We start from the raw sequence: 26,743 nt of genomic DNA on the forward strand, positions 1-26,743 counted from the left end.
TATGCCCCGTGTTGCGTCTTTTCTGCCTCTTTACCCTGTTTTTCGTCGCCAGCGCTCAGGCCGAAGTGCGTGTGCTGACCAGTATCAAACCGCTGCAACTGATCGCCGCAGCGGTGCAGGACGGCGTTGGCGAACCCGAGGTGTTGCTGCCGCCCGGTGCTTCGCCGCACCACTATGCGTTGCGCCCGTCCGACGTACGGCGAGTGCGTGATGCTGACCTGCTGTACTGGATCGGACCGGACATGGAGGCCTTCCTGCCGCGCGTGCTGGGTAGCCGTGACAAGCCTCAGGTGGCCGTGCAGGACCTGCCCGGTATGACCCTGCGTCATTTCGGCGAGAGTCATGAGGAACACGATCACGACGATCATGATCACGCACATGCTGGCGACGACCTAGGCCACGATCACGACCACCGCCCGGGTAGCCTGGATGCTCATTTGTGGTTGGCAGCAGACAACGCCAAGGTCATCGCCGCGCGCATGGCGGCAGACCTGGCCAAGCTGGATACCGCCAATGCCGCGCGTTACGCCGCTAATCTCAAAGCCTTCGAAGCGCGCCTGGATGCGCTTGATGGCCGCATTCGCCCGCAACTGGCCGCCTTGCAGGGCAAGCCGTATTTCGTCTTCCATGAGGCCTTCGACTATTTCGAGGCCGCCTACAGCCTCAAGCACGCCGGTGTATTCAGCGTGCTGACCGAAGTACAACCCGGTGCGCGGCATGTCGCTGCTATGCGCAAGACGCTGCAACAGGCTGGCCCGAGCTGCGTGTTCAGCGAACCGCCGCTACGTCCGCGTCTGGCTGAAACCCTGACCGCAGGCTTGCCGGTGAAACTGGCGGAACTGGATGCATTGGGCGGTGCTTTGCCGGTCGACGCCAGCGGTTACGAGCAACTGCTGGAGAATCTGGCTGGCGGCCTGAGCGAGTGCCTGAATAGCCTGTAGGACACGCATTGGAGAGTCCAGCGGCAGGCCCTGTGTAGGAGCGAATTCATTCGCGGTTGAAGCGCCCCGGATTGCATCCGGACCACGGGCTGGCCAGGCTTTTGTGGCAGGGGCTCCAGCCGCGCCCCGTCGCGCTACGAACTGTAACCACCGCCTCGTTGCCGCCCGCATGCGCAAACCACTAGGCTTGCGCTTTTGCCGCGAGCGCCCGCCATGTCGCCCACTGCACCTCGCCCGTCCAACGCCACGCTGGTGCTGCTGGCCTCGCTCTATTGTGCTCAGGGTTTGCCATCCGGGCTGATCGCCCACTCGCTACCGGTGCTGCTGCGCCAGCATGGCGTCGACCTGGCGCTGGTCGGTCTGCTCAAACTATTGGCGCTGCCCTGGCTGCTCAAGGTCTTCTGGGCACCCTGGATCGATCGTCTGGCCTCGCCCCGCTTGGGCCATCACCGTGGCTGGATCCTGCCGCTGCAAAGCGGCGTCATCGCCTGTGTCGCGGCACTGGCGCTGCTGGCACCGCAGACGCTGTTCGGCTCCGGCCTGTGGTTATTGCTTGGTTTGCTGCTGCTGATCAACTTGCTGGCCTCGACCCAGGACATCGCCACCGACGGGCTCACCGTACGCTTGCTGCCCGAACGCTGGCGTGGCCTGGGCAACAGCCTGCAGGTGGGCGGTTACAAGGTCGGCATGATCGTCAGCGGCAGCGGCCTGTTGCTGGTGATCGACCCGCTAGGCTGGAATCTGGCTGTGGGGCTGGTGGCCGGCCTGATCCTGCTGATGACTGTGCCGATCTGGCTGTTTCCCGAGCGCCGCGTGCTGCCCTTCCAGCCCTCCTTGGCGGAGCACGCCTTCGGCCCGCGCCTGCTACTGGATCACTACCGTGGCCTGCTGGCGCAACCCGGCATGCTGCTGTGGCTGGCTGTGGTGCTGACCTTCAAATTGGGCGACTCGCTCGGCTCGCCGATGATCAAACCGATGCTGGTGGATCAGGGTTGGAGCACTGCAGCGCTAGGCCAACTGACCCTGATCAGCAGCCTGGCCGGCATCGGCGGTGCCTTGCTCGGCGGCCTGCTCTACGCGCGCATCGGCGTGCTGCGTGCGCTGGTCCTGTTCGGCGCCCTGCAAGCCATCGGCATCGCCGCTCTGGCCTTGCTGGTGGGGCAGGGCGCCAATACCGGGTTGGTCTATGCCGTGACTCTGTTCGAACAGGTGGCCGACGGCATGTCCACCGTCGCCCTGTTCGCCGCGATGATGCGCATGTGCCGCCCCGAACACGAAGGCGCCGACTTCACCTTGCAGGCCTCGGCACAGTTGCTGCTGTCCGGCTTCGTCGGGGCCAGCAGCGGGGTGCTGGCCAAGGCGTTGGGCTATGAGGGCTTGTTCGTCGGAGCGGGGGTGTTGGGGATGCAGGTACTGGTGGTCGTGCTCATGCATGGGCGCCGCAAGCCCGCCTGAGTGACCGGGGCGGATCACTCCGCCCAATGCCGGCCGTGACGCTCCAGCAGGTGTTGCAGTTGTTCCGGCCCATCGCTGCCGGCCGGATAGGGGCGCGGGCTCTGGTAGTGCTGGTGCCAGCCCTGCAGGATCGGGTCGACCCATTGCCAGGCCGCCTCCACTTCGTCGCGGCGCATGAACAGCGTCGAGTCGCCTTCGATCACGTCGAGCAGTAGGCGCTGGTAAGCATCCCAGCGACGTTGCTGGTTGAAGGCATTGGCCAGGTTGAGGTCCAGCTCCACCGGTTTCAGGTGCATACCCTTGCCGGGGTTCTTGGCCATCAGTTGCAGGCTGATGCGCTCTTCCGGCTGCAGGCGGATCAGTAGTTGGTTGGCTTCACCATCGTTGAACAGGCGGTGCGGCACCGGCTTGAACTGAATCAGAATCTCCGAGGCCTTCTTCGCCAGGCGCTTGCCGGTGCGCAGGTAGAAGGGCACGCCGGCCCAGCGCCAGTTGTCGATCTCAACCTGCACGGCGGCGAAGGTCTCGGTATCACTGTCGTTGTCGACGTTCTTCTCGAAGTAATAGGCGGGGACGTCGTGGCCGCCGATCTTGCCGGCGGTGTACTGGCCGCGCACGGTCTTGTCCTGCACGTCGAGGCCGGAGATGGGTTTCAGTGCTTCGAGGATCTTCACCTTTTCGTTGCGCACCGCGTCGGCGTCGAAGCGCACCGGCGCCTCCATGGCCACCAGGCAGAGCAGTTGCAGCAGGTGGTTCTGGATCATGTCGCGCATGGCGCCGGCCTTGTCGTAGTAGCCGCCGCGGTTTTCCACGCCCAGGGTTTCGCACACGCTGATTTGCACGTGATCGATATGTCCGGCACGCCAGACCGGCTCGAACAGGGCGTTGGCGAAGCGCAGCGCCATCAGGTTCTGCACGGTTTCCTTGCCCAGATAGTGATCGATGCGAAACACCCGCGTTTCGTCAAATACGGCGCCGATGGCGGCGTTGATCGCACGAGCTGACTCCAGCGAGTGGCCGATGGGCTTTTCCAGCACGATGCGTGCTGCCGGCCCGGCCAGACCAGCGTTGGCCAGGTGTGCGGCGATGGCTTCGAACAGGCTCGGGGCGGTAGCCAGGTAATAGACCCGTACACGCCCGTCATCACGCCCCAGGCGTTTGGCCAGGCGGCCGAAATCGGCGCTTTGCGCCGCATCCATGGCGAAGTAGTCGAGGCGTGCGGCGAAGCTGGCCCAGGCCTCGTTGGCAAAATCGGCACGGGCGACCTGGGCACGGCAGTGACGCTCGGCCAGGGCCTGGTAGGCCTCGCGGCTGTGGCTGCTGCGGGCCAGGGCGAGGATGCGCACATCGGCGTGCAGACGTCCTTCGCGGTGCAGGTGATAGAGCGCCGGCAGCAATTTGTGCAGGGCCAGGTCGCCCGTACCACCGAAGACCAGCATGTCGCAGGGGATGCTCAAGGGAAGACTCCGACTCGTTGTGGCAGGCCATTGCAAGCGGCCTGCGTTCGCATGAGAGGGGCGCGAAAACGTCCTCAGGTATGCCTGTGTTCTTCGGCATGCGGGCATACCGGAAAGTTCGTTCAGCGAATTGGCAGTGGCTTGGCTGTGCGCGAGCGCGAGCTATGTAGTATAACTACAAGGTCACTACAACCGCCGCCCGTCGATCATAACCGAGCTATGACCCGCCGAGTGCCGCGGTAGACCCTTTTCTGCATAGAGCCTATCTCAGTGAATCTGTTGCAACACATCGCCCAGTCGCGCCACCTGCTGCGCAAGTCCGAGCTCAAGGTGGCCGATCACGTCTTGCTCGATCCTGCATCGGTGATGCACAGCTCCATGGCCGAACTGGCGCACAGCGTCGGCATCAGCGAGCCGACCATTGTGCGCTTCTGCCGCGCCATCGGTTGCAGTGGCTTCCAGGACCTCAAGCTGAAGCTGGCGCAGAGTCTGGCTGCCGGGGCCAGCTTCGGTCAGTTCGCGATTCACGAGGACGACTCGGTCGCCGACTTCAGCCTGAAGATCTTCGACACCACCCTGCATACGCTGATGGAGGTGCGCGAGAAGCTCGACCCCGAGGCGCTGCAGCGCGCCATCGCCGCCTGCTCCAACGCGCAGCGCGTGGAGTTCTATGGTTTCGGTGCATCCGGCGCGGTGGCTGCCGACGCTCAGCACAAGTTCTTCCGCCTGCTGCTCAACGCCGCGGCCTATTCCGACCCGCACATGCAGGCGATGAGTGCGGTGACCCTGCAGCCGGGCGACGTGGCGGTGTGCATCTCCCAGTCCGGTCGCTCCAAGGACCTGCTGATCACCGCCAACCTGGTGCGCGAGTCCGGCGCCAGCCTCATCACCCTGTGCCCTAGCCAGACGCCACTGGCGGAGCTGTCGACTGTCAACCTGGCCATCGATGTGCAGGAAGACACCGAGATCTACACCCCGTTGACCTCGCGCATCGCCCACCTGGTGGTGATCGATGTGCTGGCCATGGGCGTGGCCATGGCGCGCGGGCCGAGCCTGGTCAACCACCTCAAGAGCGTCAAGCGCAGCCTGCGCAGTTTGCGTCTGTCGCCGAAGTCGCTGCGTAACAGCGAGGATTGAGAGCGGGTTCATCGCCTGTTCATCTTCACGCCGTCAAAGCGTCATCTCCCCGGGTGAAGCTGGGTACTCCAGTCCTCGTTCCGGGAGAACCGAGATGCCTCGTATCTTCGATGACGCGCACCTGCACGACCAACCTGATGCCAAGACCCGGCGCAAGCTGCAAGACCAGCGCCGCATGGCCTATCGCCGGGCTATCGAACACTATGCCGAGCAATGCCGGCTGCAACGCGAACTTGCCGACTTCCCCGAGTTGAGCGGTGCTCGGCGGGCAGCCTGAGCCCGCCCGTCGGTGTGCCGAATTCGGCATGCCTCCAGCGTAAAGCGATCAAGCGGTCACGGCGAGAGCGGGTCAATGTAGCAGGCTGACTGCAAGGAGCCTGCTATGACCCGACTGACCCTTACCGAAGCCCATGAACTGGCTGCCGACATTCTTCGCCATGCCGGTTTCAGCGAAGCCTTCGTCCAGGCCATCGCCACCACCGTCACCGCTGGCGAGCGTGATGGCTGTAAGTCTCATGGCCTGTGGCGCCTGCTGGGTATCGTGCGTACGCTGAAGGCTGGCAAGGCGGTGCCCGATGCCGAGCCACAGGTATTCGATCAGGCACCTTCGCTGGTGCGGGTGGATGCCTGTGGCGGCTTTTCACAGCTGGCTTTCGCTGCCGGCTTGCCACTGCTGGCCGAGAAAGCCCGCAGCAATGGCATTGCCGCCATGGCGATCAACCGCTGTGTGCACTTTTCCGCATTGTGGGCGGAGATGGAGGCGATCACCGAGCTGGGCCTGGTGGCGTTGGCCTGCAACCCCACCCAGGCCTACGTTGCCCCGACTGGCGGTAGCCGACCTTTGTTCGGCACCAACCCCATTGCGTTCGGTTGGCCGCGCAGCGGGAGCCACCCTTTCGTCTTTGACTTCGCCACGAGTGCTGTGGCTCGTGGCGAGATTGAGTTGCACCGTCGTTCCGGCAAGCCGCTGCCTAGCGGCTGGGGCGTGGATCGCCAAGGCCAACCCAGCGATGATGCGGCTGAAGTGCTCGACCATGGTGCCATGCTGACCTTTGGCGGGCACAAGGGCTCGGCGCTCTCGGCGATGATCGAGTTGATTGCCGGGCCGCTGATCGGTGACCTCACCAGTGTCGAGTCCGGCGTGTTCGATGCCGGGCACAATGCCTTGCCGTATCACGGTGAGCTGATCATCGCGTTCGATCCGCAGCGCTTTCTCGGCGAGCAGGCCGATGTCCACTTGGCTCGTGCCGAGAGTCTGTTTGAGGCGATTCAGGGCCAGGGCGCGCGGCTGCCTTCGCAACGCCGCTACGAGGCGCGAGCCAAAAGCCTGGTGGCGGGTGTGGAAATCGCCGACAGTCTCTATCAGGACCTGGTTGCCCTGCGCGGCTGAGATCAAAAAAGCCCCGGCAAGCCGGGGCAGAGGGGGAAAGCGCTGGTTACCGAGCCGACACAGATTTCAGGCCAGCGCTTCCCGCGTGGTGACACCGTCGACCAACCGCGCAATGCCCAGCGGATTGGCGTTTTTCAGGACGTCCGGCAGCAAGGCGTCCGGGCAGTTCTGGTAGCACACCGGACGCAGGAAGCGGTCGATAGCCAGGGTGCCGACCGAGGTGCCGCGTGCGTCCGAGGTGGCCGGGTAGGGGCCGCCATGTACCATGGCATCGCAGACTTCCACGCCGGTTGGATAACCGTTGAACAGTACGCGGCCGACCTTCTGTTCCAGCAGTGACAAAAGGTCGCCGTGGGCCTGCAAGTCATCCGGTTCGGCGGTCAGCGTGGCCGTCAGTTGGCCGCGCAGGCCTTGCAAGGCGCGGATCAACTCGGCCTTGTCGGCCACTTCGACGATCACCGTGAGCGGGCCGAACACCTCTTCCTGCAACAGTCCATCACCTTCGATCAGCAGGCCGGCATCGGCCTGGAACAGGTGTGGTTGCGCTTGGCGCTCTTCCTGCTGCTGGCCGGCCAGATGGCGAATGCGCGGGTGCGCGTGCAGCGCCGCCAGACCTTTCTCGTAGCTTTTCAGCGTGCCGGCATTGAGCATGGTCTGCGCCGGGCGCTGGCCGATTTCGGCGATCAGATTGGCTGTGAACAGGCTGAAGTCCGGCGAGGCGATGCCGATCACCAGGCCGGGGTTGGTGCAGAACTGGCCGCAGCCGAGTACCACCGAGTCGGCCAGTTCGCGGGCGATCTGTTCGCCACGGCTGGCCAGCGCGCCGGGCAGTACCACCACCGGGTTGATCGAGCTCATCTCGGCGAATACCGGGATCGGTTGCGGGCGCGCCGCTGCCATGTCGCACAGGGCACGGCCGCCATGCAGCGAGCCGGTGAAGCCGACGGCCTGGATGGCCGGGTGCTTGACCAGCGCCTCACCGACGCCGCTGCCGTAGATCATGTTGAACACGCCGGCCGGCATACCGGTCTTGCTGGCTGCACGCAGAATTGCTTCGCCGACGAAGGCGGCAGTGGCCATATGGCCACTGTGCGCCTTGAACACCACCGGGCAACCGGCAGCGAGCGCCGAGGCGGTATCGCCGCCGGCAGTGGAGAACGCCAGCGGGAAGTTGCTGGCGCCGAATACGGCGACCGGGCCGAGGCCAATGCGGCATTGGCGTAGATCGACGCGCGGCAGGGGCTGGCGATCCGGCAGGGCACGGTCAATGCGGGCGCCGTGGAAATCCCCCCGACGCAGCACCTTGGCGAACAGGCGCATCTGCCCGCTGGTGCGGCCGCGCTCGCCCTGGATGCGCCCGGTTGGTAACGCGGTTTCGCGGCAGACGATGGCGACGAAGTCATCGCCCAACCCGTCGAGTTCATCGGCGATGGCGTCGAGAAACTCGGCGCGGCGCACGGCGGGCAGGCTGCGAAATGCCGGGTAGGCGGCCTCGGCGCTGTGTGCTGCGCTTTCCACTTCTTCGGCGGTGGCCTGATGGAAACGGAACGGCAGGGCCTCGCCGGTACTGGCGTCGAGGCTCTGCAAAGTGACGGAACCGGCGGCGCTGAACAGCTCGCCGATGATGTTGTAGCCGATACGGTCGGACATGTGAACTCCAGATAGATGTTGGGACGCGCCTCGGCGAGAGGCGCGCGATCAGGTCAGAACAGCTGCTTCGGCAGCCAGGTGGCGATGCCGGGCATGGCCAGGATCAGTAGGAACAGCAGTAACTGGATGGCGATGAACGGCAGCACCCCGCGGTACATAACGCCGTAGCTGTAGCCCGGCGGGGCGATGGATTTGAGGTAGAACACCGAGGGCGCCAGCGGCGGCGTCAGGTAGCAGGTTTGCACCACCACCATGAACATCACCGCGAACCACACCGGGTCGATACCGGCAGCCTTGATCAATGGGGTGAAGATCGGTACGAAAATCAGCACCAGGGAAATCCAGTCCAGCACCATGCCGGCGAAGAACACCATGGTCATCAGGATGAGGATCAGCACGTAGGGGCTGAAATTCATCTCTTCCATGAATTCGCCGATCATCCAGCCACCGCCACCCGCGGCGAATATGGCGGTGAACATGATGCCGCCGGCGACGATCAGCATGATCATCGAGGTGATCTTGATGGTGCTGATCAGCGCTTCGATCAGGCGTGCCACGCTCAGCTCACGGAACCAGATGGCCAGCAAGCCGGCACCGAAGGCACCGACCGCAGCCGATTCGGTGGGCGAGGCGATGCCGGCGAGCATCGAGCCGAGCACGGCGGCGATCAGCAGCAGCGGCGGGATCAGCGCGCTGAGGGTGATCTTCAGCTTCTCGCCCAGCGGCGTGGCATTCATCTCCGGCACGGCCGGTGCCAGCGAGGGCTTCAGCCAGCAGGCGATGATGATGTAGAGCAGGAACATGCCGAGCATCAGCAGGCCGGGGAACAGCGTGGCGGCGAACAGCTGGCCGATCGACAGCTGTGCCATCGAGGCATACACGACGACGATCACCGACGGCGGAATGATCGCCCCCAGCGAGCCGCCGCCGCAGATGGTGCCGGAGATCAGCGCGCGGTCGTACTTGTATTTGGACATGGCCGGGATGGCCATCATGCCCACGACGATCTCCACCGCACCGACCACGCCGGAGCTGGCGGCGAAGATGCCGCACATCAGCATCGAGGAGATCGCCAGGCCGCCGGAGAAGCCACCGAGCCACAGCTGTAACGCATTGAATAGCCGCTGCGCCAGGCCGGTTCGCTCCAGGATCGCGCCCATCAGCACGAACAGCGGTATCGCCGAGAGCGCGAAGTTGGTCGAGGCCTGCAGCAGCGAGCCGTACATCTGCTGGAGGATATTGTCGCCGAACAGGAACATGCCGAACAGGAACGACACGCTGATCAGCGAGAAGGACACCGGGACGCCGAGGAAGATGAAAAGGAACAGCAGGACGAACATCAGTACAGGTAGGTATTCCATCATCGGTCAGTGTTCCTTGGAGCCGGGCTGCTTGCGATTGCCGATGAACAGCACGGCATCGACGATGAGCTGGTAGGTCAGGCCGGCGAGGCCGAGCGCCAGCGCCAGGTAGAACGGCCACATGAGTGGCGCCCAGGGGCTGACATGTTCCACTTCGCCAGTGGCGAAAGCGTGCCAGGCGCGTCGCCCGGCGACGAAGGTCAGGCCGCCGATGGTGGGCACCAGTACCAGCAGGTAGAACGCCGCGTTGAACCAGCGCTGGGCGGCCGGTTTGAGCCGCGAGGAAAGAAAGTCGACACGCACATGAGCTTCTTCCTTCAGCGCGTAGGCGCAACCCAGCAGGAAGATGCAGCCATTGAGCATGTAGGAAACATCGAAGGCCCAGAGCGTCGGGCTGTGCAGGGCATAGCGGGCGAAGACCTCGTAGATCATCATCAGCACTAGTGCCAGGGTCATGCAGGCGGCCATGCAGAGCAGGGCCTGTGCTGGCCAGTTGTACCATTTGTTGTTCATAACTCCTCCTGCGGCCGGCCACCGGTGGTGGCCGGCCTTGTCTCGTCAGTCGTGGTACTTAATGTCTGTAGAGATAGGAGGAGTTTTCCGACCAGCGCTGCAGGTAGTCGCTGTAGTCCTTGAAGATGGCCTTGGCGTCGATGTCGTCCGCCTTGCGCGCTTCCAGTTTGTCGGCGATCAGCTTGTTGCCGCGCTGGGCCAGGTCGTCGGTGATGCTCTTGTCCAGCTGGATGATTTCGATGCCGGCCTTGCGGTAGGTGTCCATCGCCTTCATGTCGCGGTCGAGGAAGTGGAAGTAGCTCTGCAGGGTGGTCAGCTTGGCGGCTTCTTCCAGCTTGGCGCGGGTCTTCTCGTCGATGGCGTTCCAGTTCTCCTCGGTCATGAAGAACTCCCAGACGAACGACGGTTGGTGCACGCCGGGGGTGAGCAGGTAAGGCGCCACTTCGTGGAAGCCTTCGGTCAGGTTGGCCCCTGGGGTGGCCCACTCGACGGCGTCCACGCCCTTGCGTTGCAGCAGGGTGTAGATCTCGCCTGGCGGTATCACGGTAGGCGAAGCGCCGACCTGCTGGATGACCTCGGCCCAGGCACCGGCGGTGCGGAATTTCAGGCCCTTGAAGTCTTCCAGTTTCTCGATCTTCTTGTTGGCGTGCGCCAGCACTTCGGTGCTGCCGACGCCCACGACCAGGCTGTGTAGGCCCATGTTCTTGCGGCGGAATTCCTGCAGGTACTTTAGGCCATCGCCTTCATACAGCCAGGCCAGGGTTTCCTCGCCGGACATGCCGCCCGGATAACCAGCGAACACGTTGTTCAGCGGATCCTGGTTGACCAGGTAGGTGGGGGTGGAGTGACCGGCCTTGAGCACGCCGTTCTGCACCGACTCGTAGACCTGGAACGGCGGCACGATGACGCCGGCGCCGACCGGGCGAATCTTCACCTCGCCGTCGGTGAGCAGCGCGGCGTTGCTGGCGAAGCGCTTGAGGAAGTTGTCGAAGAAGAAACTGCCTTCCGGCACGGAGGTTGGTACCGAGTAGGTGTAGCTGGCCGCCTGGCTGGTAGCGCAGCAAAGCGCGAGGCCGAGAGCGGCGAAAAGCTGGGTAGTCTTGTTGATCATCCTGTTGCCCTTGGTCTTTATCGTGTTTGCCCGGTGCACGGATTGCGCATTCGTCAGGCAAGGTAGGTGAAGCCAAAGAAGCGGGAGGGATGGCCTCCCGCGTCCATACAGCAATTAACGGGTGGTGCCCGTTCGGCAAGCACGGACGTACAGCGATCAGGCGCTGGCCGACCAGTTGGCGTACCACTGGCGGAACAGCTTGTACTGGATCTCGGCGTAGTTGCGCTGGGCCTTGCTGAGCACATCGGTTTCGTTGAAGTGCAGGGTGTATTCCGGGTCGCCACCCAGCACCATCAGGTGCTTGTAGTAGAGAACCAGGTCGGTGCCTTCGTCGAAGGTCGACAGCACATTCAGTGCTTCGGACAGCTCATGGGCGCGGCGGCGGGCAATGGCGTCGCCCTTGGCGGCCTGCTTGCTCAGCTCGACCAGTTGCAGCACTTCGCGCGGCAGGACGTTGCCGATGCCGGTGATGGCGCCGGTGGCACCGCAGTTGACGAAGCCATGCATCACCTGGGTATCGACGCCGGCCATGAGGATCACATCGTCATCCTGGGAGGTGATGTGCTCGGCGGCGTAGGACATGGCGGCGGCGCCACCGAACTCTTTGAAGCCGATCAGATTGGGGTACTTTTGACGCAGCTTGAAGAACAGGTCGGCGCGGGTGGCAAAGCCGTAGTGCGGGCTGTTGTAGATCACCGCCGGCAGCTTCGGTGCCGCTTCGAGAATGGCGGCGAAGTGCGCTTCCTGGGCGGTCAGCGAGGCGCCACGGGACAGCACGCGGGGGATAACCATCAGGCCATGGGCGCCGACCTTGGCGGCATGGGTGGCGTGGGATACGGCTTCCCTGCTGTTCACCGCGCCGGTGCCGACGATGGTCGGGATGCCGGCTGCCACCAGGCGCGCCACACCTTCCTGGCGCTCGGCTTCGGTGAGCAACGGCCAGTCGCCCATGGAACCGCAGTAGACCACGGCGCTCATGCCGGTCTCGATCAGCTGCTTGCCCTTGCGCACCAGGGCGTCGAAGTCCGGCTTGCGCTCGGCGGTGCAGGGTGTCATCAGGGCGGGGATGGTGCCGGTGAAGATGTTGCTGTTCATAGTGTTGCCTCCAGGCAGAATTAAAGTATTTCGTATACGAAAATAAGCGGTCGTAGTAAACCCTCTATTTCCATGGTGTGGGCCTGAGCCCGGTTCACTGCATATTTGTGGGAGCGGACTTGTCCGCGATCTTTTAGTCCTGAACATTCGCGGACAAGTCCGCTCCCACAGTGATTGCTCGATTCTTTTGTTGCCTTTCTACAGCTTCAATTCCACCGGCCAGGTGTCCGAGAGGCGATAGCCGATCGGCCACGGATCGCTCGGGTCGAGCATGTGCTGGTGCGTGCCGGTGATCCAGGCGCGCCCGGACAGGCATGGGTAGATCGCGGTGCGGCCGGCGACCTCGGTCAGCGAGTCGATGCGGCAGTGGAATTGTGAGCCGATAATCGAGCGGCCTATGAATCGTTCGCCCACCGCCAATTGGCCCTTGGCATGCATGACCGCCATGCGCGCCGAGCAGCCTGTACCGCAAGGTGAGCGGTCGATCTTGCCGGGGCGGATGACCACGGCATTGGCGCCCGTGGCGATGCCGTTCTCGTGCACCACCGGGGCGGCGATCTGACAGAAGGAAATATGGCTCCAGTCCGGATTCAGTGGGTGGCTGAAACCGAGTTGCTGGTTGGCTGCCTGGGTGATCTTGAGTCCCGTGGCGACCAGGTCCGCCGCTTCGTCCGGGGCGATGGAGAAGCCCAGCTTGTGTGCATCGACGATGACGAAACTGTCGCCACCGTAAGCGGTATCCACCTGCAGCGAGCCGAGGCCTTCGACCTCGATCCAGGCGTCGAGCTTGTCGGCGAAGGACGGCACGTTCTTCACCTCGACGCGCTCGGCCTTGCCGTCCTTGCAGTCGGCGACCACTTCCACCAGGCCGCCGGGGGCTTCCAGGGTCAGCCGGGTCTGCGGCTCGGTCATTGGCAGGATGCCGCTGTCGAGCAGCACGGTGGCCACGCACAGCGAGTTGGAGCCGGACATCGGCGGCACGTCGGCCGGTTCCATGATGATCCAACCCATCTGCGCCTTGGGATTCTTCGCCGGCACCAGCAGGTTGACGTGGCGGAACACGCCACCGCGCGGCTCGTTGAGCACGAAGTTGCGTAGGAAGTCGTCCTGTTCGATCCAGCGCGACTGCTGCCACAGGGTATCGCCCGGTGGCGGCGCGACGCCGCCGACGATGACGTCACCTACCTCGCCCTCGGCGTGGCAGCTGACCACATGAATGACTTTGCTGGAGCGCACGGCGCAACCCTCTTAATTGACCGACTTGAGGAAATCAGCGGTTTCCGGCTTCTGCGGATTGCCGATTACCTGATCGGGCGTGCCGATCTCGTGCACCAGGCCGTTGCGGAAGAACGCCACACGGTCGGACACGTCCCGCGCGAAGCGGATTTCGTGGGTCACCAGCACCATGGTCATGCCGTCTTCGGCGAGCATGCGCATGGTGTCGAGTACCTCACCCACCAGTTGTGGGTCGAGGGCGCTGGTGGCTTCGTCGAACAGCATGTAGTCCGGGCTCATGGCCAGTGCGCGGGCGATTGCCATGCGCTGCTGCTGGCCGCCAGAGAGCTTGCCGGGGAACACCTTGAGCTTCTCGCCCAGGCCAACGTGGGTCAGTTGCTGCACGGCGATGGCCTCGGCTTCCTGCTTGCTCAGGCCGAGCACTTTGCGCGGTGCCAGCATCACGTTTTCCAGCACGGTCAGGTGCGGGAAGGCGTTCCATTGCTGGAAGACGATGCCGATTTTCTGCCGCAGCTTGTTGATGTCGGTGGAGGGCGCATGCACCTCGGTGCCGTCGACGCGGATGCTGCCGCTCTTGATCGACTCCAGGCCGTTGATGCACATCAGCAGGGTCGATTTGCCGGAACCGGAGCCGCCAATGATCGACACCACCTCGCCCTTGTTCACCGTCAGGCTGACGCCCTTGATGACTTCGAGGTCGCCGAAGGATTTGTGGACATTGTCGATCTCAATCATTTTCCTGCCACCTTTTTTCCAGCTGGGCGCCGAGTTGGGCGACGACCAGGCTCATGACGTAATAGATGAGGCCGGCGATGCACAGCACCAGCAGCGGCTCTTGAATGCGTGTGACGATGGTCTGCGAGGCGCGCAGCAGCTCGACGATGCCGATCCACATGACCAGCGCGGTGTCCTTCATCACGCTGAGCACCAGGTTCAGCCAGCCAGGGAAGGCTACGCGGGTGGCCATCGGCAGGACGATGTAGCGCAGGTCCTGCAGGTAGCTCAGGCCCAGCGAACGGCTGGCGCGGCGCAGGGTGAACGGCACCGACAGCACGCCGGCCCGCACGATCTCGGTGAAGTAGGCGGCGGCGTAGATGCCGAGCACGATGCAGCCCACGGTGAAGGCGCTGATATCGATGCCGGCGATGCTCTTGAACGAGTTGAACAGGACGAACTGGATCAGCAGCGGCACGCTGCGGAACACGTCGAGCACCCAGGCCAGTGGCAGGGTGGCGCGCGGAAGCAGGGCACGCAGCAGGCCGAACAACAGGCCGGCGAAGGAACCGAGCAGGATGGCCCAGAAGGTCAGTTGCAGGGTGACCCAGGCGCCGTCGAGCAGGAAGAGGAAGTCGTTCCAGGTGAAGCTGGTATTGAACATGTAAGTGCTTCCTCAGTAACGGAACAGGCGCCAGGCCATGAGCCGGGCTACCGCTACGATCGCCTTGGCGATCAGGTAATAAAGCACCGCCGCGATGGCAAAGAACTCGAAGGTGCGGAAGGTCTTGACGTTGTAGTCCTGGGTGACGCCGGTGAGGTCGTTGTTGAGGCCGACGATCACCCCCAGCGAGGTCATCAGCACAGCCCAGACCATCTGGTTGGAAAGCGGGTAGAAGACGATGCGCAGCAGTTGCGGCACGACGATCAACCGGTAGGCCTGGAAGGCGCTCATGCCCAGCGAGCGTGCAGCCCGCACTTGGGTGTCGGGCACTGCCTTGAGGCCACCGCGGAAGTTTTCCGCCAGGTAGCCGGCGTTGTTGAAGGTGATACCGGCGAGCAGGGCGATCCAGGAGCTGACGTGCCAGCCCATCGAGCCCAAACCGAAGTAGAGGATGTAGATCTGGAACAGCGACGGCGTGTTGCGTGCGATGGATACCCAGGTGTTGGCGAAGCCGCGTGCCAGCGGGTTCTTCAGCTCGCGCATCACCGTCAGCGCGAGGGCGATGAGTACGCCGAAGATCATCGACAGGGCGGCCGTCTCGAAGGTCACCCAGGCACCGGCGAGCATGTCGGGCAAAGCCCTGAACGCCTGGCGCCACTGGAAGGTGTAATCAAACATGCGTGGGGTTCTCCACAGGGAAAGCGGGTTGCAGCCAGCGCGGCAGGCGACCGCTGGCTTGGCCTGAGCAGGCGGCCTCGATGCACTCGGCCAGACTGGCGAAGTGCACCGAGCGACCGACCAGCCCTGGCGCGTAATGGGCGTATTTGCCTGAATTGGTCATCAGGGTGGAGCTGTTTGTCGGCACCACGGGCTCGCCGAGCATGCACCAGCAGGTATCGTTCAGCAGGGTCGCGCCAAAGGCTTCCAGCACGGCGGCATGGCCTGCGGCGCGGGCCTGTTCGAGCACCGCGCGGCCGCTGGTAATCACCAGGCTGACCTCCGGGTGCCGGGTGCGGCCGGCACACAGGGTGGCGAGGTGGGCGAATTCGCTGAACGAGAAATGCGGGTTGCCGAGGGCGATCAGGCCGACCCTGGCTTCCCTGGCACTGTTCAACTCATCCCAGCTGCGGCGTAGGTCGGCGTGGCTGACCTGCTCTGTCTGCAGCGTTGCACCGCTGTGAATAACCCGTTGTGGGTCGCGTGCTTCCGGGGTGATACCAGCGATATGGAACAGTGGCGCTGCCGAGCTGGTGGCGAAGGCGGCGCCAAAGGCCTTGAGATCGTCCAGCGTCGGTTGCGCCCGTTCCAGACCACAGACCAGCGGAATGCGGCTGCCACAGAGCAGACCGACGTGATAGCCGAGCAATGGATAGAAGGCGTCGTCCAGGCCGTCGAGCGCCGGCAGCTCGATGCGCAGAGCGGCCTTGCGCTGCTCATCGAGGTGGCAGCCGACCTTCGGCGCACGGCCGGTCAGGGCAATGCAGATATCCAGGTAATCGGGATACTTCAGCGTCCGGGCGCCGAGCACGCTGTTGGCGTAGACCACCGCATTGGATTCCGCCCAGACGATCTGCTCGCCCTCGCCTGGTGCGCTGTCCAGCAGATAGGGCGCACAGGTGAAGCTGAGCTGCGCGCCCATCGCCATGTAGGCATCACCGAGGGCGCTGGCCGGTTCGCCGAATGCCGCGTCGATGCCCAGTGCGCGCCAGCGCCGCTGATCCACGGAGATCGAATTGAGGGTGGTCGGCACACATACCTTGGCGCCCCAGGCCACCAGTTGTTCGGCGAAGCGCAGGCTGGCCGGGCCGGTGTAGATGCAGCCGTCGATATGCGCCTGGGTGACGTCCAGCAGTTCGCTGGCGCCTTGAAGCTCGGCCATGCGTAGCACCAGTTGCATGGCGACCTGGGCCGCCTTGCCCTGCTCGCCATCGAGCCGCGCCTGATCGTCTTCGCTCAGGCTCAGATGGGTACTGAACGGGCGCTGCCCGGCGAGTGATGCCACGCCGGTTGGCCGGGCATCGACCGGGCGCTGTGGATAAAGCTGCAAGCGCTCACCGTCCAGGCGGGCATAAGCCTGCCCGCGCAGCCGGGCAAAGGCTTCGTGACCGATGCACAGCACGGCGATGGAACGCTGGAACAGCAGCTCGGCCACCAGCACGCCGAGGGTGAGAATCTCGTCGGCCTCGGCTAGCACCAGTGCGCTGGGCGCATGCTCGCCGCTGAGCAGCTCCATCATCACGCTGCTGCCGGTGCAGGAGCCGCGCCCGCTGGGAATCGCCAGCACGCGCCTGGCCAGGTTCTGCCCGCTGAGCGGATGGTGGCGGTCGATCACCTCGCCGCTGAACGGATCGACACCGCCCCAGAAACTCAGGCCCATGTCGGCGAACAGCAACTCACCCTCGGCGCGGCCGGCCACCAGGCTGCGGCCCTGCAGCAGGTCGACAGCGGCGCTGGGTAGTGAGCGTTCCACGGTTGCAGACATCGATGGGGCTCCGTTGCGGGAGAAAGCTCGGGTGCTGCAGGAGCACACGAGCGCGATAAGGGGAGAGCGCGCCGCGAGGCGGCGCGCTGGCACCTGGGCTTAGTAGTACACGCCCGGTACGGTCAGGCTGGCCGGCTTGATTTCGTCGCCTACCCACTTCTGCCACAGTTCGTCGTAACGGCCGTTACGCACCTGCTGGTTGACGAACAGGTTGAGGTAGTTGAGCAGGCCATACTCGTTGCGCTTGGCGGCTAGGGACACGTAGTCGACGACGAAAGGCGCGTCACCGGCGACTTTCAGGCCCTTGTACTTGCCGGACTTGAGGGTGGCGGCGGCCACGGTGTTGGTCACCACGGTGGCGTCGATATGGCCCTGGGCCACGGCGAGGATGGTGTCGTTCTGCGACTGGTAGGCGCGGAAGCTGCCTTCACCCCAGGCCTTCTGATCCTTTTCCAGGGCGATGGCCTCGTAGGTGCCGCTGGTGTTGCCCAGCTTCTTGCCCTTGAGGTCGGCGTAGCTGCTGATGCCGGCGTCTTCACGGGTCAGCACGACCATCTGGAAGGCGAAGTAGGGCACGGTCATGCCCACGGTCTTGGCGCGCTCGAGGGTGTCGGAGGTGGAGGCGACGATCACGTCGGCACGGCCGGAGACCAGTGCGGGAATACGATCCGGGAACGGGGTTTCGACCACTTCGGCCTCGACGCCGAGGACCTTCGCCAGGTCGTTGCAGTAGTCCACGTCGAAGCCGGCGGGCTGGTTCTTCTCATCGCGGAAACCCATGGGTGGGAAGTCCAGAGTCACGGCGCAACGCAGCTTGCCGGAACCGATGATGTCGTCGAGCTTGTCGGCTTGAGCGGTTGCCGCCAGGGAGGCGCTCAGGGCGGTGCCGAGGGCAATGGCGAGAGTCTTTCTATTCATGTGCAGCCTCATTATTGATTGATGGGTTGGCAGATGAAACGTGCATCAGGGGATTTCGTATACGATATTTGATTAGCAAGGCTTGTGCCGGTTTTGCCCTGAACTCAGTGGCAAAATGGCAGCCCTTATTTGGCGAGGGATATAGCGAGGAATGAGCAGCGCTCGTCGCGATGCGAGGCGGCGGGTAAGTGTCACCGTGTTACATAATGAAGCATGCTGTGTGTGTGTTTGCCCCTAAATGGAACGTGTTGTCAGCGATAGCGCTGGGCATCGCGGTATTGGCTCGGGGAAAGCCCGGTCAATGCCTTGAACTGGCGGCTGAACGCGCTGTGGTCGGTATAGCCACAGCGCAGGGCTATCTCCGTGATCGGTAGGTCGCTTTGCAGCAGTTGGGTGGCGGAGCCGAGACGTGCCTTATGAATCATTTGCCGTGGGGTAAGCTGGAAGATCCGCTTGCACAGACGTTCCAGCTGCGCCACGGACAATCCTGCTAACTCGGTCAGCTCGGCCAGGCTGATAGGGCGCGCGTGGTGCTGGCGGATATAGTCGTCCACCACGGCCAGCCTCTGGTAGGCCGGATGCGTGTCATGTGCTGCCTGTAGGTCACACGATACTCCGGCCATGCCGATCACTTCACCGGCAACATTGCGCAAGGCTAGCTTATGGGTCAGGCACCACCCGGTCAGGTGTTCGGGGTATAGGTGCAGCTCAAGCTGGTTTTCCAGATGTGAGCCGGCGTGAAGAACTTGTAGATCCTGGGCGGTGTACTGCGGGCCCAGACGCGATGGGAAGACATCCTCGGCGGTGCGCCCGAGTAGCTCCTGCTTGTCCTTGAAGCCGCAGCGCCGTGCCAGCGTCTGATTGACCATCATGTAGCGCGCCTGGGGGTCCTTGATGAAGAACACCACGCCGGGCATTGCATCCAGTAACGGCGCGATCGCCGCAAGGCTGGCGAGCAGTGTGGGTAGGTCGGTGAGCGTGGAGCGTGGCAGAAGGTCTAGCATCTTGGGACTGGTAGGTGGTGGCTCCTGAGCATACGGCCCGAAGGGCCACCTGGGTAGTGCTCGAACGACGCTACTGCAGGTGGAGCAGGGTGCCGATACGCGCGGGGCTGAATGGCGGGCGTGGCGCCGCTGGCTGCCAGCCGAACAAGGCCTGCGCTGCACCGCCGCAGATGCGCCCCTGGCAGGCTCCCATGCCGCAACGGCTGGCCATCTTCGCCTGGCTCCAACCGTGGTGATCGGTGACTGCGGCCAGCGGCACATCTTCACAGCGGCAGATCAGGGTGTCCGGCTTGGCCAGGTTCTTCACCTCGTCACGCAGGGCGAAGGTGGCGTTCAGCGCACTGGCGAAGCCATGCCAGCGCTGGCGCTGTGGCCACAGGTGCTGCGCCGCATCATGGTCGCCCACTGCGGTATGGCCGGCAATGGCGCCTTCGACCAGGGCTTTTTCACTGCCGCCAAAACCGGTGCTTTCCCCGGCGGCGTAGTGATCGGCGAGGCTGGTGGCCTGCCAGGCATCGACGGCAATCGCGTTGTTGTCGATGCGGCAGCCCAGGGCCTGGCCGAGTTGCAGGTTGGGAATCAGGCCGAAGCCACAAGCCAGGCGGTCGCAGGCGATTTCGCGAATCTGCCCACCGCTATTTAGGCGCACCGCTTCCAGGCGCCCATCACCCAGGGCTTCGACGACATGGCTGTTGGCCCGGTAGCCAGGGTGGAACAGGCCGAACAATTGCAGCAGCTTGTGTGGCCAGCGTGGCAATTGCGCGGCAAAGCCGGCCAGCGCTGACCAACTCGCCTGTTCGGTGATGCTTACGACCTGGGCACCGTTTTCCTTCGCGGTAGCGGCGCTGGCCAGCAGCAATGGGCCGCTGCCGGCGATGACGATGCGCTCGCCGGCCACCGGCATGCCACCCTTGATCAGCGCCTGCAGGCCGCCGGCGCCGGTAACACCGGGTAGCGTCCAGCCGGGAAACGGCATTAACAACTCACGGGCGCCAGTGCACAGAATCAGCTTGTCGTAGGCGATGACGCGGCCCTGCTCTGGGTCTTCCACCAGCAGCGCCTTGGCCCCGGCCAGGGCGACCACGCGGGTGGCCGGCAGCAGCTCGATGTTGGCCTGTGCCTCCAGCCGTCTGCGATGCTCGCGGGCCAGCGGCGGCAGGTGCGCCTGCGGGCCGTCGCGCCAGATCTGTCCGCCAGCGGCGGGGTTGTCGTCGAGCACGGCGATGCGTGCGCCACTCGGCGCGGCAGCCAGGGCGGCGGCCATACCGGCAGGGCCGGCACCGATGATGAGGATGTCCACCTTCATGGCCGGCTCTCCACCTGCATGCCATCGCGGCAAAGGGTCTGGCAGGCCAGGCGGCGCTGGCCGTCGATGGTTACCCGGCATTCCTGGCAGATACCCATGCCACACACCGGCGCACGGCGCTGGCCGCTGACCGAGGTGCGGCTGGTGCCATCACCGCCGAGCATCAGCGCGGCGGCGACCGTGGTACCGGGGGCCACCTGCAGCGGGTGGCCGTCGAGAATCAGTTCAGGCATGCGCGCGTACTCCGGCGAAGCGCTGCGGCAGATAGGGTTCCAGCGCCAGTGGCGCGGTTTCACCGAGCAACTGGGCAATCAGAAGGTCGGCGCTGCCCGGCGCGGTGGTAACACCGAGGCCTTCGTGGCCGACCGCCAGCCACAGGCCGGGGCGCTGCGGATGTTCACCGAGCAGCGGCAGGCCGTCCGGGCTGGCGGCGCGAAAGCCGGTCCAGGCGCGGATGCCGTTGAGCTGGGCCAGGCCTGGCACGTAATCGACGGCGCGCTGCAGCATCTTCGCCAGCATCCACGGTTCGATTTCCGGGTCGGTGGTATTGAACTGCCGCGAGGCGCCGATGAACAGCTGGCCGGTTGGGCGTGGCTGGATATTGGCGGCGGTCGACGGGCCAGTGGCGTTGTGCGCGCTGGTGACGTAACCCAGCTCCACCAGGGTGTGGCTGATTCGCCCCGGGTAACGGTCGGTGATCAGCAGGTGGCCTTTCTTCGGTTCGATCGGCAGTTCCGGGCATAGTGTGCTGGCATGAGTACCGCCAGCGAGGATCACCGCTTGGGCGCTGAGCCTGCTACCACTTTCCAGGCGTACTCGGTTGCCGTCGATCTCCACGACATGCGCCTGGCGGTACTCGATCAGTGGATGGTCGAGCAGCCAGCGCGCCGCGTTGGGTGCATAGAGAATGCCGTCACCGATTACCCGCAGGCCGCCGTGCAGACCGTCGCGCAGCTCTGGTTCGGCATTGCGCAGGGCTTGCGCGCCGAGCAGCTCGCAGTCCAGGCCATGCTCGCGCAGTACCTGATACTTGGCCTCGGCCACGGCCATTTCCTCGGCATTGGCGGCCAGCCACAGGGTGCCGTTCTGCCGATAGGCGCAGTCGTCCGGCATGTCCCGTGACCAGTCGCGCCAGCGCTGCACCGAATACTGGCTGAGCGCCAGTTCGGCCGGGTTGTCGTCGAGCACGATCAGGTGGCCCATGCCGGCAGCCGTCGCCGCACGCAGGCCCGCGTCGAGCACCAGCACGCGTTGGCCACGGCTGGCCAGTTCATGGGCGCAGGCGGCGCCGACGATACCGGCGCCGATGACGATGAAGTCGGCGCCGTCACTCACGGAACGATGCCCCAGGCGAACGGATCATCTTCTTCGATGAGCAGGGTGGCCTCGGCGCTGATATTGGCCCGGCCACGAATGGTGGGGATGATGCGGCCGTTTTCGGCCTGCTCGTAGCTGCCTTCGAACTGGCTACCGATCACGCTGGCCTGGCGCCAGATCGAGCCGGGCAGCAGCTTGCCGTCGGCGGCCAGGCAGGCCAGCTTGGCGCTGGTACCGGTGCCACAGGGCGAGCGGTCGTAGGCCTTGCCGGGGCAGAGCACGAAGTTACGGCTATCGGCTTCGGCGTCATCGGCGAACAGCTCGATATGGTCGATCAGGCCGCCATCCTCACCACGAATTCCTTGCTCTTCCAGCGCTTTCTGCACCGCATAGGTGTAAGCGGTAAGTGCTTCGACGTTATCGCCAGCGATGCGTTGGCCGTGCTCGCTGATCAAAAAGAACCAGTTGCCGCCCCAGGCGATGTCGCCGGTTACGTTACCGTGGCCTGGCACATCCAGTGTTACCGCCTTGCGGTAACGGTAGGCAGGTACGTTGCGCACGCTCACCGAACGGTCGTCGTGCAGGGTCGCCTCGACGGTGCCGACCGGGGTTTCGATCTTGTGCACGCCTGGCCCGATGCGGCCCATATGCGCCAGGGAAACCACCAGGCCGATGGTGCCGTGGCCGCACATGCCGAGGTAGCCGGTGTTGTTGAAGAAGATGACTCCGGCACAGGCGCTGGGATCGACAGGCTCGCATAACAGGGCACCGACCAGCACGTCGCTGCCGCGCGGCTCGAGCACGCTGGCTGCACGCCATTGATCGTGCTGGCTGGCCAGCAACTGCTTGCGCTCGGCCATGCTGCCGTTGCCCAGGTCAGGAAAACCGCGGGTGACCAGACGGGTCGGTTCACCGCCGGTGTGGGAGTCGATTACCTCGATGCGTTTCATGTGACCATGCCTGTGTGCCATTTGGGTGGCTACAGAGTGACGCGAGGCGGCCGCTCCGGCTTGAAGGATTTGTGTCAATCGGATGATGAAATTAGCACAGTCACAAGCTCGACCTTCTGCTACCGGTTGATGTGGAAGCTGCTGTGTCGCTCATCTGGCTACAACGTTTTGCTCGATGCGGTATGCAGGCAGATCTGCCACTGATCGGCAGATTGCGCCAGGGCTGCCTGGGGCAGACTGCCGAGCTGGCGCTGCTTTCGACGGAGGATCAGCGATGGCCCGGCAGATGTGCGAAGAGGCTGCTGCAGACACCGGTTATATGTTCGTCGAGCAGTGCAGCTGCATGATCTACATTGCCTGCACGGCAGGCATCGATGATTGCACGATGTTCGTGATCAGCACGATCCTTACCTTCGGACAGGCTCATCTGCATGCGCAAATAGCGTTCCAGTTTGTCGTGGATCGAGCGGATGAGGCTGACCAGAAAAGGTCGCTGGGCTGGTTCGTAGAGGCAGGCGTGCAGCTTCCAGTTAAGTTCGGCCCAGTGACCCACATCGACTTCGCCAACGAACTCCTCACAAATGCTTTCGGCGTGAGCGAAGGTCTCTTCGGTCATATTGGGGATGGCCAGGCGCAGCACTTTGTCTTCAAGCAGGATGCGCACTTCGAACATCTGCGCCAGTTCCGGCTCGGAGATGCGTGTTACGACAGCTCCCTTGTTACGTTGGAACATGACCAGGCCTTCGGCCTCCAAACGCTTGAGCGCTTCACGTACGGGAATCTTGCTGACGTTGAACAGGCTCGCCACGTCGTCCTGCCTGATTGGCTCGCCCTCAGCGATATCGCCCGCAACGATTGCGTCACGCAGGTGTTTGGCTATGACCTCCGAGGCAGTTGGTGTAAGGCCGAGGTTGGGGGCGTTGAAGCGGGCAAGAGGCAAGGCGGACTACTCTGATGGTTGCTTAATATACTTTATACGAAATTTCATGAGCGAAACGCAGGTGCCATCCATCGGCTTGCCCGATTCTACGAACTTATTGCCCGGTTCTGCCGATCTCTGTGGTCGGCGGCGACAGGTGCTTTTGTGCCCACTACAGTGATGATCTGGCCCCCTGTGTGCGGGGTTGACCGTGACCACCGGCAAGCCATGCCGGAACCATTAGACACCATCAGAACAAGGTGGGCAGACCATGATTACCCTGAATCTCAATGGCCAGGACCACGAGCTTGACGTGGCCGACGACATGCCGCTGCTCTGGGCCTTGCGCGACGTTGCCAATCTCACCGGCACCAAGTACGGCTGTGGCATGGCGCTGTGTGGCGCCTGCACGGTGAACGTCGAAGGTCAGCCGACCCGCTCCTGTATCACGCCAGTGTCGGCGGTAGCCGGCAAGCGCATCAATACCATCGAGGCGGTCGGCGAGGACGCCGTGGGCAAGGTGGTCCAGCAGGCTTGGCGGCAACTCGACGTGGTGCAGTGCGGTTACTGCCAGTCCGGGCAGATCATGGCGGCGACGGCCTTGCTGAGTAGCAACAAGGCGCCAAGCGATGCCGATATCGATGCGGCCATGAGCGGCAATATCTGCCGCTGCGCGACCTACGTGCGGATTCGCGCCGCGATTCACGAAGCTGCCGACAAACTGGCCTGAGGAGGCGCATAGACATGGGCAAGATCGAAACTCCCGATAGCGCCACTCGCGGCATCCTCAATGTCAGCCGTCGCACCCTGCTCAAGGGTGGCGGTGGCCTGGCGCTGGGCATTTTCTTCGCGCCGCTGCTGCGCGGTATGGATGCGCTGGCCGCAGCAGGCGGCCCGCTGGAGCCGAACGCCTTCGTGCGCATCGACCTCGATGGCACGGTGACAGTCCTGGCCAAACACCTGGAAATGGGCCAGGGCAGCTACACCGGCCTGGCCACCTTGCTTGCCGAAGAACTGGATGCCGACTGGGACAAGGTGCGCGTCGAAGGCGCGCCGGCCGATGTGAAGCGTTACAACAACCTCGCCTTTGGCCCGATGCAGGGTACCGGCGGCAGCACCGCCATGGCCAACTCCTGGGAGCAGATGCGCAATGCCGGTGCGACCGCCAAGGCCATGCTGGTGGCGGCTGCCGCGCAGCGTTGGAGCGTGCCGGTGAGTGAAATCAGCGTCGACAAGGGCGTGGTCAGTCACGCCGGCTCAGGTCGCAGTGCCGGCTTCGGTGAGCTGGTCGAGGCGGCAGCCTCGCTACCGGTGCCGGAACAGGTGCAGCTCAAGGCCCCGAAGGACTTCAAGCTGATCGGCAAACGCGAGCTGCGCCGCAAGGACAGCCCGGGCAAGACAGATGGCAGCGCCATCTTCACCCAGGACTTCAAGCTGCCCGGCATGCTGGTGGCCATGGTCGCCTATCCGCCGCGTTTCGGCGGCGTGCCGCGCTCGGTCGACAGCAGCAAGGCCAAGGCCGTGCGTGATGTGGTCGAGGTGGTGGAGTTTCGCGATCTGCCCCATGGCCGTTCGGGCGTCGCCGTGCTGGCGAAGAACACCTGGGCGGCGCGCCAGGGCCGCGATGCGCTGGTGATCGACTGGGACGAGAGCCAGGCTTTCACCCTGGGCAGCGAGGAAATTCTCGCGCAATACCGCGACGATGCGGGCAAGCCAGGCCTGCCGGCCACGAGCAAGGGCGATACCGATGCGGCGTTGGCCCAGGCGGCGAAAACCGTCGAGGCCGACTACGAGTTTCCTTATCTGGCGCACGCGGCGATGGAGCCGTTGAACTGCCTGGTGAAACTCTCCAGCGACCGCTGCGAAATCTGGAACGGCGAGCAGTTCCAGACCGTCGATCAGGCCATCATCAGCAGCTATCTGGGCCTCAAGCCCGAACAGGTCTCGCTGACCCAGCTATACGCCGGCGGCAGTTTCGGCCGTCGCGCCAGCTCGGTGTCGGATTATCTACTGGAGGCGGTGGCGATTACCAAGGCCGCGCGCGACAAGGGCGTGGATGCGCCGGTGAAAATGGTCTGGACGCGTGAGGACGATACCCGTGGCGGTTATTTCCGGCCGCTGTATCTGCACCGCGTGCGCATCGGCCTGGATGAGGCCGGCAAGCTGCAGGCCTGGCACAACCGTATCGTTGGGCAGTCGATCATGACCGGTACCTCGATGGAGCCCTTCATGATCAAGGAAGGCATCGACCATACCTCGGTCGAGGGTCTCTCCAATCTCTCCTACGCCGTGCCCAACCTGCAGGTGGAGCTGAGCACGCCGACCAATATCAAGGTGCCGGTGCTGTGGTGGCGTTCGGTCGGTCATACCCACACCGGTTACGTCGCCGAAACCATGATCGATGAGGCCGCCGTCGCTGCAGGGCAGGACCCTTACGCCTTCCGTCATGCGCTGCTGGAAAGTCATCCGCGTCACCGCGGTGCGCTGGAGCTGGCCGCCAAGCAGGCCGGCTGGGACAAACCGCTGGCGGCGGGTGCCGAGGGCGAGAAGCGCGGGCGTGGCATTGCCGTGCACGAGTCGTTCGGCTCGTTCGTGGCGCAGGTCGCCGAGGTCACGGTGAAGGCCGATGGCAGCTATCGTCTGGACCGCGTGGTATGCGCGGTGGACTGCGGCATCGCGATCAACCCGGATGTGATCAAGGCGCAGATGGAAGGCGGCATCGGCTTCGCCCTGGCGGCTGCCCGGCACAGTGCGATCACCTTGAAGGAAGGGCGGGTCGAGCAATCGAACTTCCACGACTTCCAGGTGCTGCGCATGAACGAGATGCCCAAGGTCGAGGTGCATATCGTGCCGTCCGCGGAGAACCCGACCGGCGTCGGTGAGCCCGGTGTGCCGCCGCTGGCTCCGGCGCTGGCCAACGCGCTGTTCGCAGCGACCGGCGTGCGCTTGCGCAAGCTGCCGTTCCCGGCGCAGATCAAGGCCTGACCGAAGACGCGGTAAACAAACGCCCGGGCAATTGCTCGGGCGTTTTGGTTTGTGAAGGCGCTGTGGGAGGCGCTTCAGCGGCGAGCTTTGCGGTGGATCGCGGCTGAAGCCGCTCCTACGGACTCGTGTCGGGTGCGC

At 64.1% G+C, this 26,743-nt stretch carries 25 protein-coding genes; 7 read left to right on the forward strand and 18 right to left on the reverse strand.

Annotation, left to right across the window (positions count from 1 at the left end):
• Positions 1–8: 8 nt before the first annotated feature.
• Positions 9–941, forward strand: a complete 933-nt coding sequence (gene znuA, locus ACNFCJ_RS03040; protein ID WP_416769754.1) for a zinc ABC transporter substrate-binding protein ZnuA — start codon at positions 9–11, stop codon at positions 939–941.
• 213 nt (positions 942–1,154) lie between these two features.
• Complete coding sequence (locus ACNFCJ_RS03045; protein ID WP_416769755.1) at positions 1,155–2,396, forward strand: MFS transporter; 1,242 nt, start codon at positions 1,155–1,157, stop codon at positions 2,394–2,396.
• Between the two features lie 14 nt (positions 2,397–2,410).
• Here the strand turns inward: ACNFCJ_RS03045 and zwf are convergent, their stop codons facing one another.
• Positions 2,411–3,835 carry a glucose-6-phosphate dehydrogenase gene (gene zwf / locus ACNFCJ_RS03050; RefSeq protein ID WP_416769826.1) on the reverse strand — a complete coding sequence of 475 codons (1,425 nt, stop codon included), beginning with the start codon at positions 3,833–3,835 and terminating at the stop codon, positions 2,411–2,413.
• A 288-nt stretch (positions 3,836–4,123) separates the two neighbouring features.
• Here zwf and hexR point away from each other — a divergent pair, with 288 nt between their 5' ends.
• From hexR to ACNFCJ_RS03065, 3 genes are all read left to right on the forward strand, one after another.
• Positions 4,124–4,990 (forward strand): transcriptional regulator HexR, encoded by an 867-nt coding sequence (hexR, locus tag ACNFCJ_RS03055; protein WP_003464720.1) that lies wholly within the window; start codon positions 4,124–4,126, stop codon positions 4,988–4,990.
• A gap of 94 nt (positions 4,991–5,084) precedes the next feature.
• The gene (locus tag ACNFCJ_RS03060) at positions 5,085–5,267 is read left to right on the forward strand and encodes a PA3496 family putative envelope integrity protein (protein ID WP_416769757.1); all 183 of its coding nucleotides are present in this window, start codon (positions 5,085–5,087) and stop codon (positions 5,265–5,267) included.
• A 105-nt stretch (positions 5,268–5,372) separates the two neighbouring features.
• A complete protein-coding gene (locus tag ACNFCJ_RS03065; protein ID WP_416769759.1) occupies positions 5,373–6,380 on the forward strand; it encodes an Ldh family oxidoreductase in 1,008 nt (335 codons plus the stop codon).
• A 66-nt stretch (positions 6,381–6,446) separates the two neighbouring features.
• On the opposite strand, the gene ACNFCJ_RS03070 is transcribed toward ACNFCJ_RS03065, so the two are convergent.
• The 17 genes from ACNFCJ_RS03070 to ACNFCJ_RS03150 form a co-directional block, all read right to left on the reverse strand.
• On the reverse strand, positions 6,447–8,030 hold the full coding sequence (locus ACNFCJ_RS03070; protein ID WP_416769760.1) for an aldehyde dehydrogenase (NADP(+)): 1,584 nt from the start codon (positions 8,028–8,030) through the stop codon (positions 6,447–6,449).
• A gap of 53 nt (positions 8,031–8,083) precedes the next feature.
• Entirely contained in the window at positions 8,084–9,394 is a 1,311-nt protein-coding gene (locus ACNFCJ_RS03075; protein ID WP_416769762.1) for a TRAP transporter large permease, read from the reverse strand.
• A gap of 3 nt (positions 9,395–9,397) precedes the next feature.
• Positions 9,398–9,904, reverse strand: coding sequence for a TRAP transporter small permease subunit (locus ACNFCJ_RS03080; protein ID WP_125874512.1), 507 nt, complete (start codon positions 9,902–9,904; stop codon positions 9,398–9,400).
• A 58-nt stretch (positions 9,905–9,962) separates the two neighbouring features.
• Positions 9,963–11,015 (reverse strand): TRAP transporter substrate-binding protein DctP, encoded by a 1,053-nt coding sequence (gene dctP, locus ACNFCJ_RS03085; protein ID WP_125880693.1) that lies wholly within the window; start codon positions 11,013–11,015, stop codon positions 9,963–9,965.
• Positions 11,016–11,171: 156 nt separating this feature from the next.
• Positions 11,172–12,110 (reverse strand): dihydrodipicolinate synthase family protein, encoded by a 939-nt coding sequence (locus tag ACNFCJ_RS03090; protein ID WP_416769763.1) that lies wholly within the window; start codon positions 12,108–12,110, stop codon positions 11,172–11,174.
• Between the two features lie 198 nt (positions 12,111–12,308).
• Positions 12,309–13,346, reverse strand: coding sequence for a trans-3-hydroxy-L-proline dehydratase (locus ACNFCJ_RS03095; protein ID WP_125874515.1), 1,038 nt, complete (start codon positions 13,344–13,346; stop codon positions 12,309–12,311).
• Between the two features lie 12 nt (positions 13,347–13,358).
• A complete protein-coding gene (locus ACNFCJ_RS03100; RefSeq protein WP_125874516.1) occupies positions 13,359–14,081 on the reverse strand; it encodes an amino acid ABC transporter ATP-binding protein in 723 nt (240 codons plus the stop codon).
• A complete protein-coding gene (locus tag ACNFCJ_RS03105; RefSeq protein ID WP_125874517.1) occupies positions 14,074–14,724 on the reverse strand; it encodes an amino acid ABC transporter permease in 651 nt (216 codons plus the stop codon). The genes ACNFCJ_RS03100 and ACNFCJ_RS03105 overlap by 8 nt, the downstream gene beginning before the upstream one ends.
• A 12-nt stretch (positions 14,725–14,736) precedes the next feature.
• A complete protein-coding gene (locus tag ACNFCJ_RS03110) occupies positions 14,737–15,402 on the reverse strand; it encodes an amino acid ABC transporter permease (RefSeq protein ID WP_125874518.1) in 666 nt (221 codons plus the stop codon).
• The gene (locus ACNFCJ_RS03115) at positions 15,395–17,206 is read right to left on the reverse strand and encodes an aconitase X (RefSeq protein ID WP_143505701.1); all 1,812 of its coding nucleotides are present in this window, start codon (positions 17,204–17,206) and stop codon (positions 15,395–15,397) included. The genes ACNFCJ_RS03110 and ACNFCJ_RS03115 overlap by 8 nt, the downstream gene beginning before the upstream one ends.
• 99 nt (positions 17,207–17,305) lie before the next feature.
• Positions 17,306–18,124 (reverse strand): transporter substrate-binding domain-containing protein, encoded by an 819-nt coding sequence (locus ACNFCJ_RS03120; RefSeq protein WP_125874520.1) that lies wholly within the window; start codon positions 18,122–18,124, stop codon positions 17,306–17,308.
• Positions 18,125–18,375: 251 nt separating this feature from the next.
• Positions 18,376–19,128: an AraC family transcriptional regulator gene (locus tag ACNFCJ_RS03125; protein WP_178112551.1), complete on the reverse strand. Its 753-nt coding sequence runs from the start codon at positions 19,126–19,128 to the stop codon at positions 18,376–18,378.
• A 70-nt stretch (positions 19,129–19,198) separates the two neighbouring features.
• Positions 19,199–20,434 (reverse strand): FAD-dependent oxidoreductase, encoded by a 1,236-nt coding sequence (locus ACNFCJ_RS03130; RefSeq protein WP_416769766.1) that lies wholly within the window; start codon positions 20,432–20,434, stop codon positions 19,199–19,201.
• Positions 20,431–20,667, reverse strand: coding sequence for a (2Fe-2S)-binding protein (locus ACNFCJ_RS03135; protein WP_125874522.1), 237 nt, complete (start codon positions 20,665–20,667; stop codon positions 20,431–20,433). The genes ACNFCJ_RS03130 and ACNFCJ_RS03135 overlap by 4 nt, the downstream gene beginning before the upstream one ends.
• A complete protein-coding gene (locus ACNFCJ_RS03140; RefSeq protein ID WP_416769769.1) occupies positions 20,660–21,769 on the reverse strand; it encodes an NAD(P)/FAD-dependent oxidoreductase in 1,110 nt (369 codons plus the stop codon). Before ACNFCJ_RS03140 ends, ACNFCJ_RS03135 begins: the two co-directional genes overlap by 8 nt.
• Positions 21,766–22,701, reverse strand: coding sequence for a 4-hydroxyproline epimerase (locus ACNFCJ_RS03145; protein WP_416769770.1), 936 nt, complete (start codon positions 22,699–22,701; stop codon positions 21,766–21,768). Before ACNFCJ_RS03145 ends, ACNFCJ_RS03140 begins: the two co-directional genes overlap by 4 nt.
• Positions 22,702–22,969: 268 nt before the next feature.
• Entirely contained in the window at positions 22,970–23,641 is a 672-nt protein-coding gene (locus ACNFCJ_RS03150) for a GntR family transcriptional regulator (protein ID WP_125874525.1), read from the reverse strand.
• 250 nt (positions 23,642–23,891) lie between these two features.
• Between ACNFCJ_RS03150 and ACNFCJ_RS03155 the strand changes: the two genes are divergently transcribed.
• On the forward strand, positions 23,892–24,350 hold the full coding sequence (locus ACNFCJ_RS03155; protein WP_416769771.1) for a (2Fe-2S)-binding protein: 459 nt from the start codon (positions 23,892–23,894) through the stop codon (positions 24,348–24,350).
• Between the two features lie 14 nt (positions 24,351–24,364).
• Entirely contained in the window at positions 24,365–26,605 is a 2,241-nt protein-coding gene (locus tag ACNFCJ_RS03160; protein ID WP_416769773.1) for a molybdopterin cofactor-binding domain-containing protein, read from the forward strand.
• Positions 26,606–26,743: the final 138 nt, after the last annotated feature.

It is taken from the genome of Pseudomonas sp. NY15364 (assembly GCF_048068235.1).
In the GTDB taxonomy this organism is placed as follows: Bacteria; Pseudomonadota; Gammaproteobacteria; order Pseudomonadales; family Pseudomonadaceae; genus Aquipseudomonas; species Aquipseudomonas mendocina_D.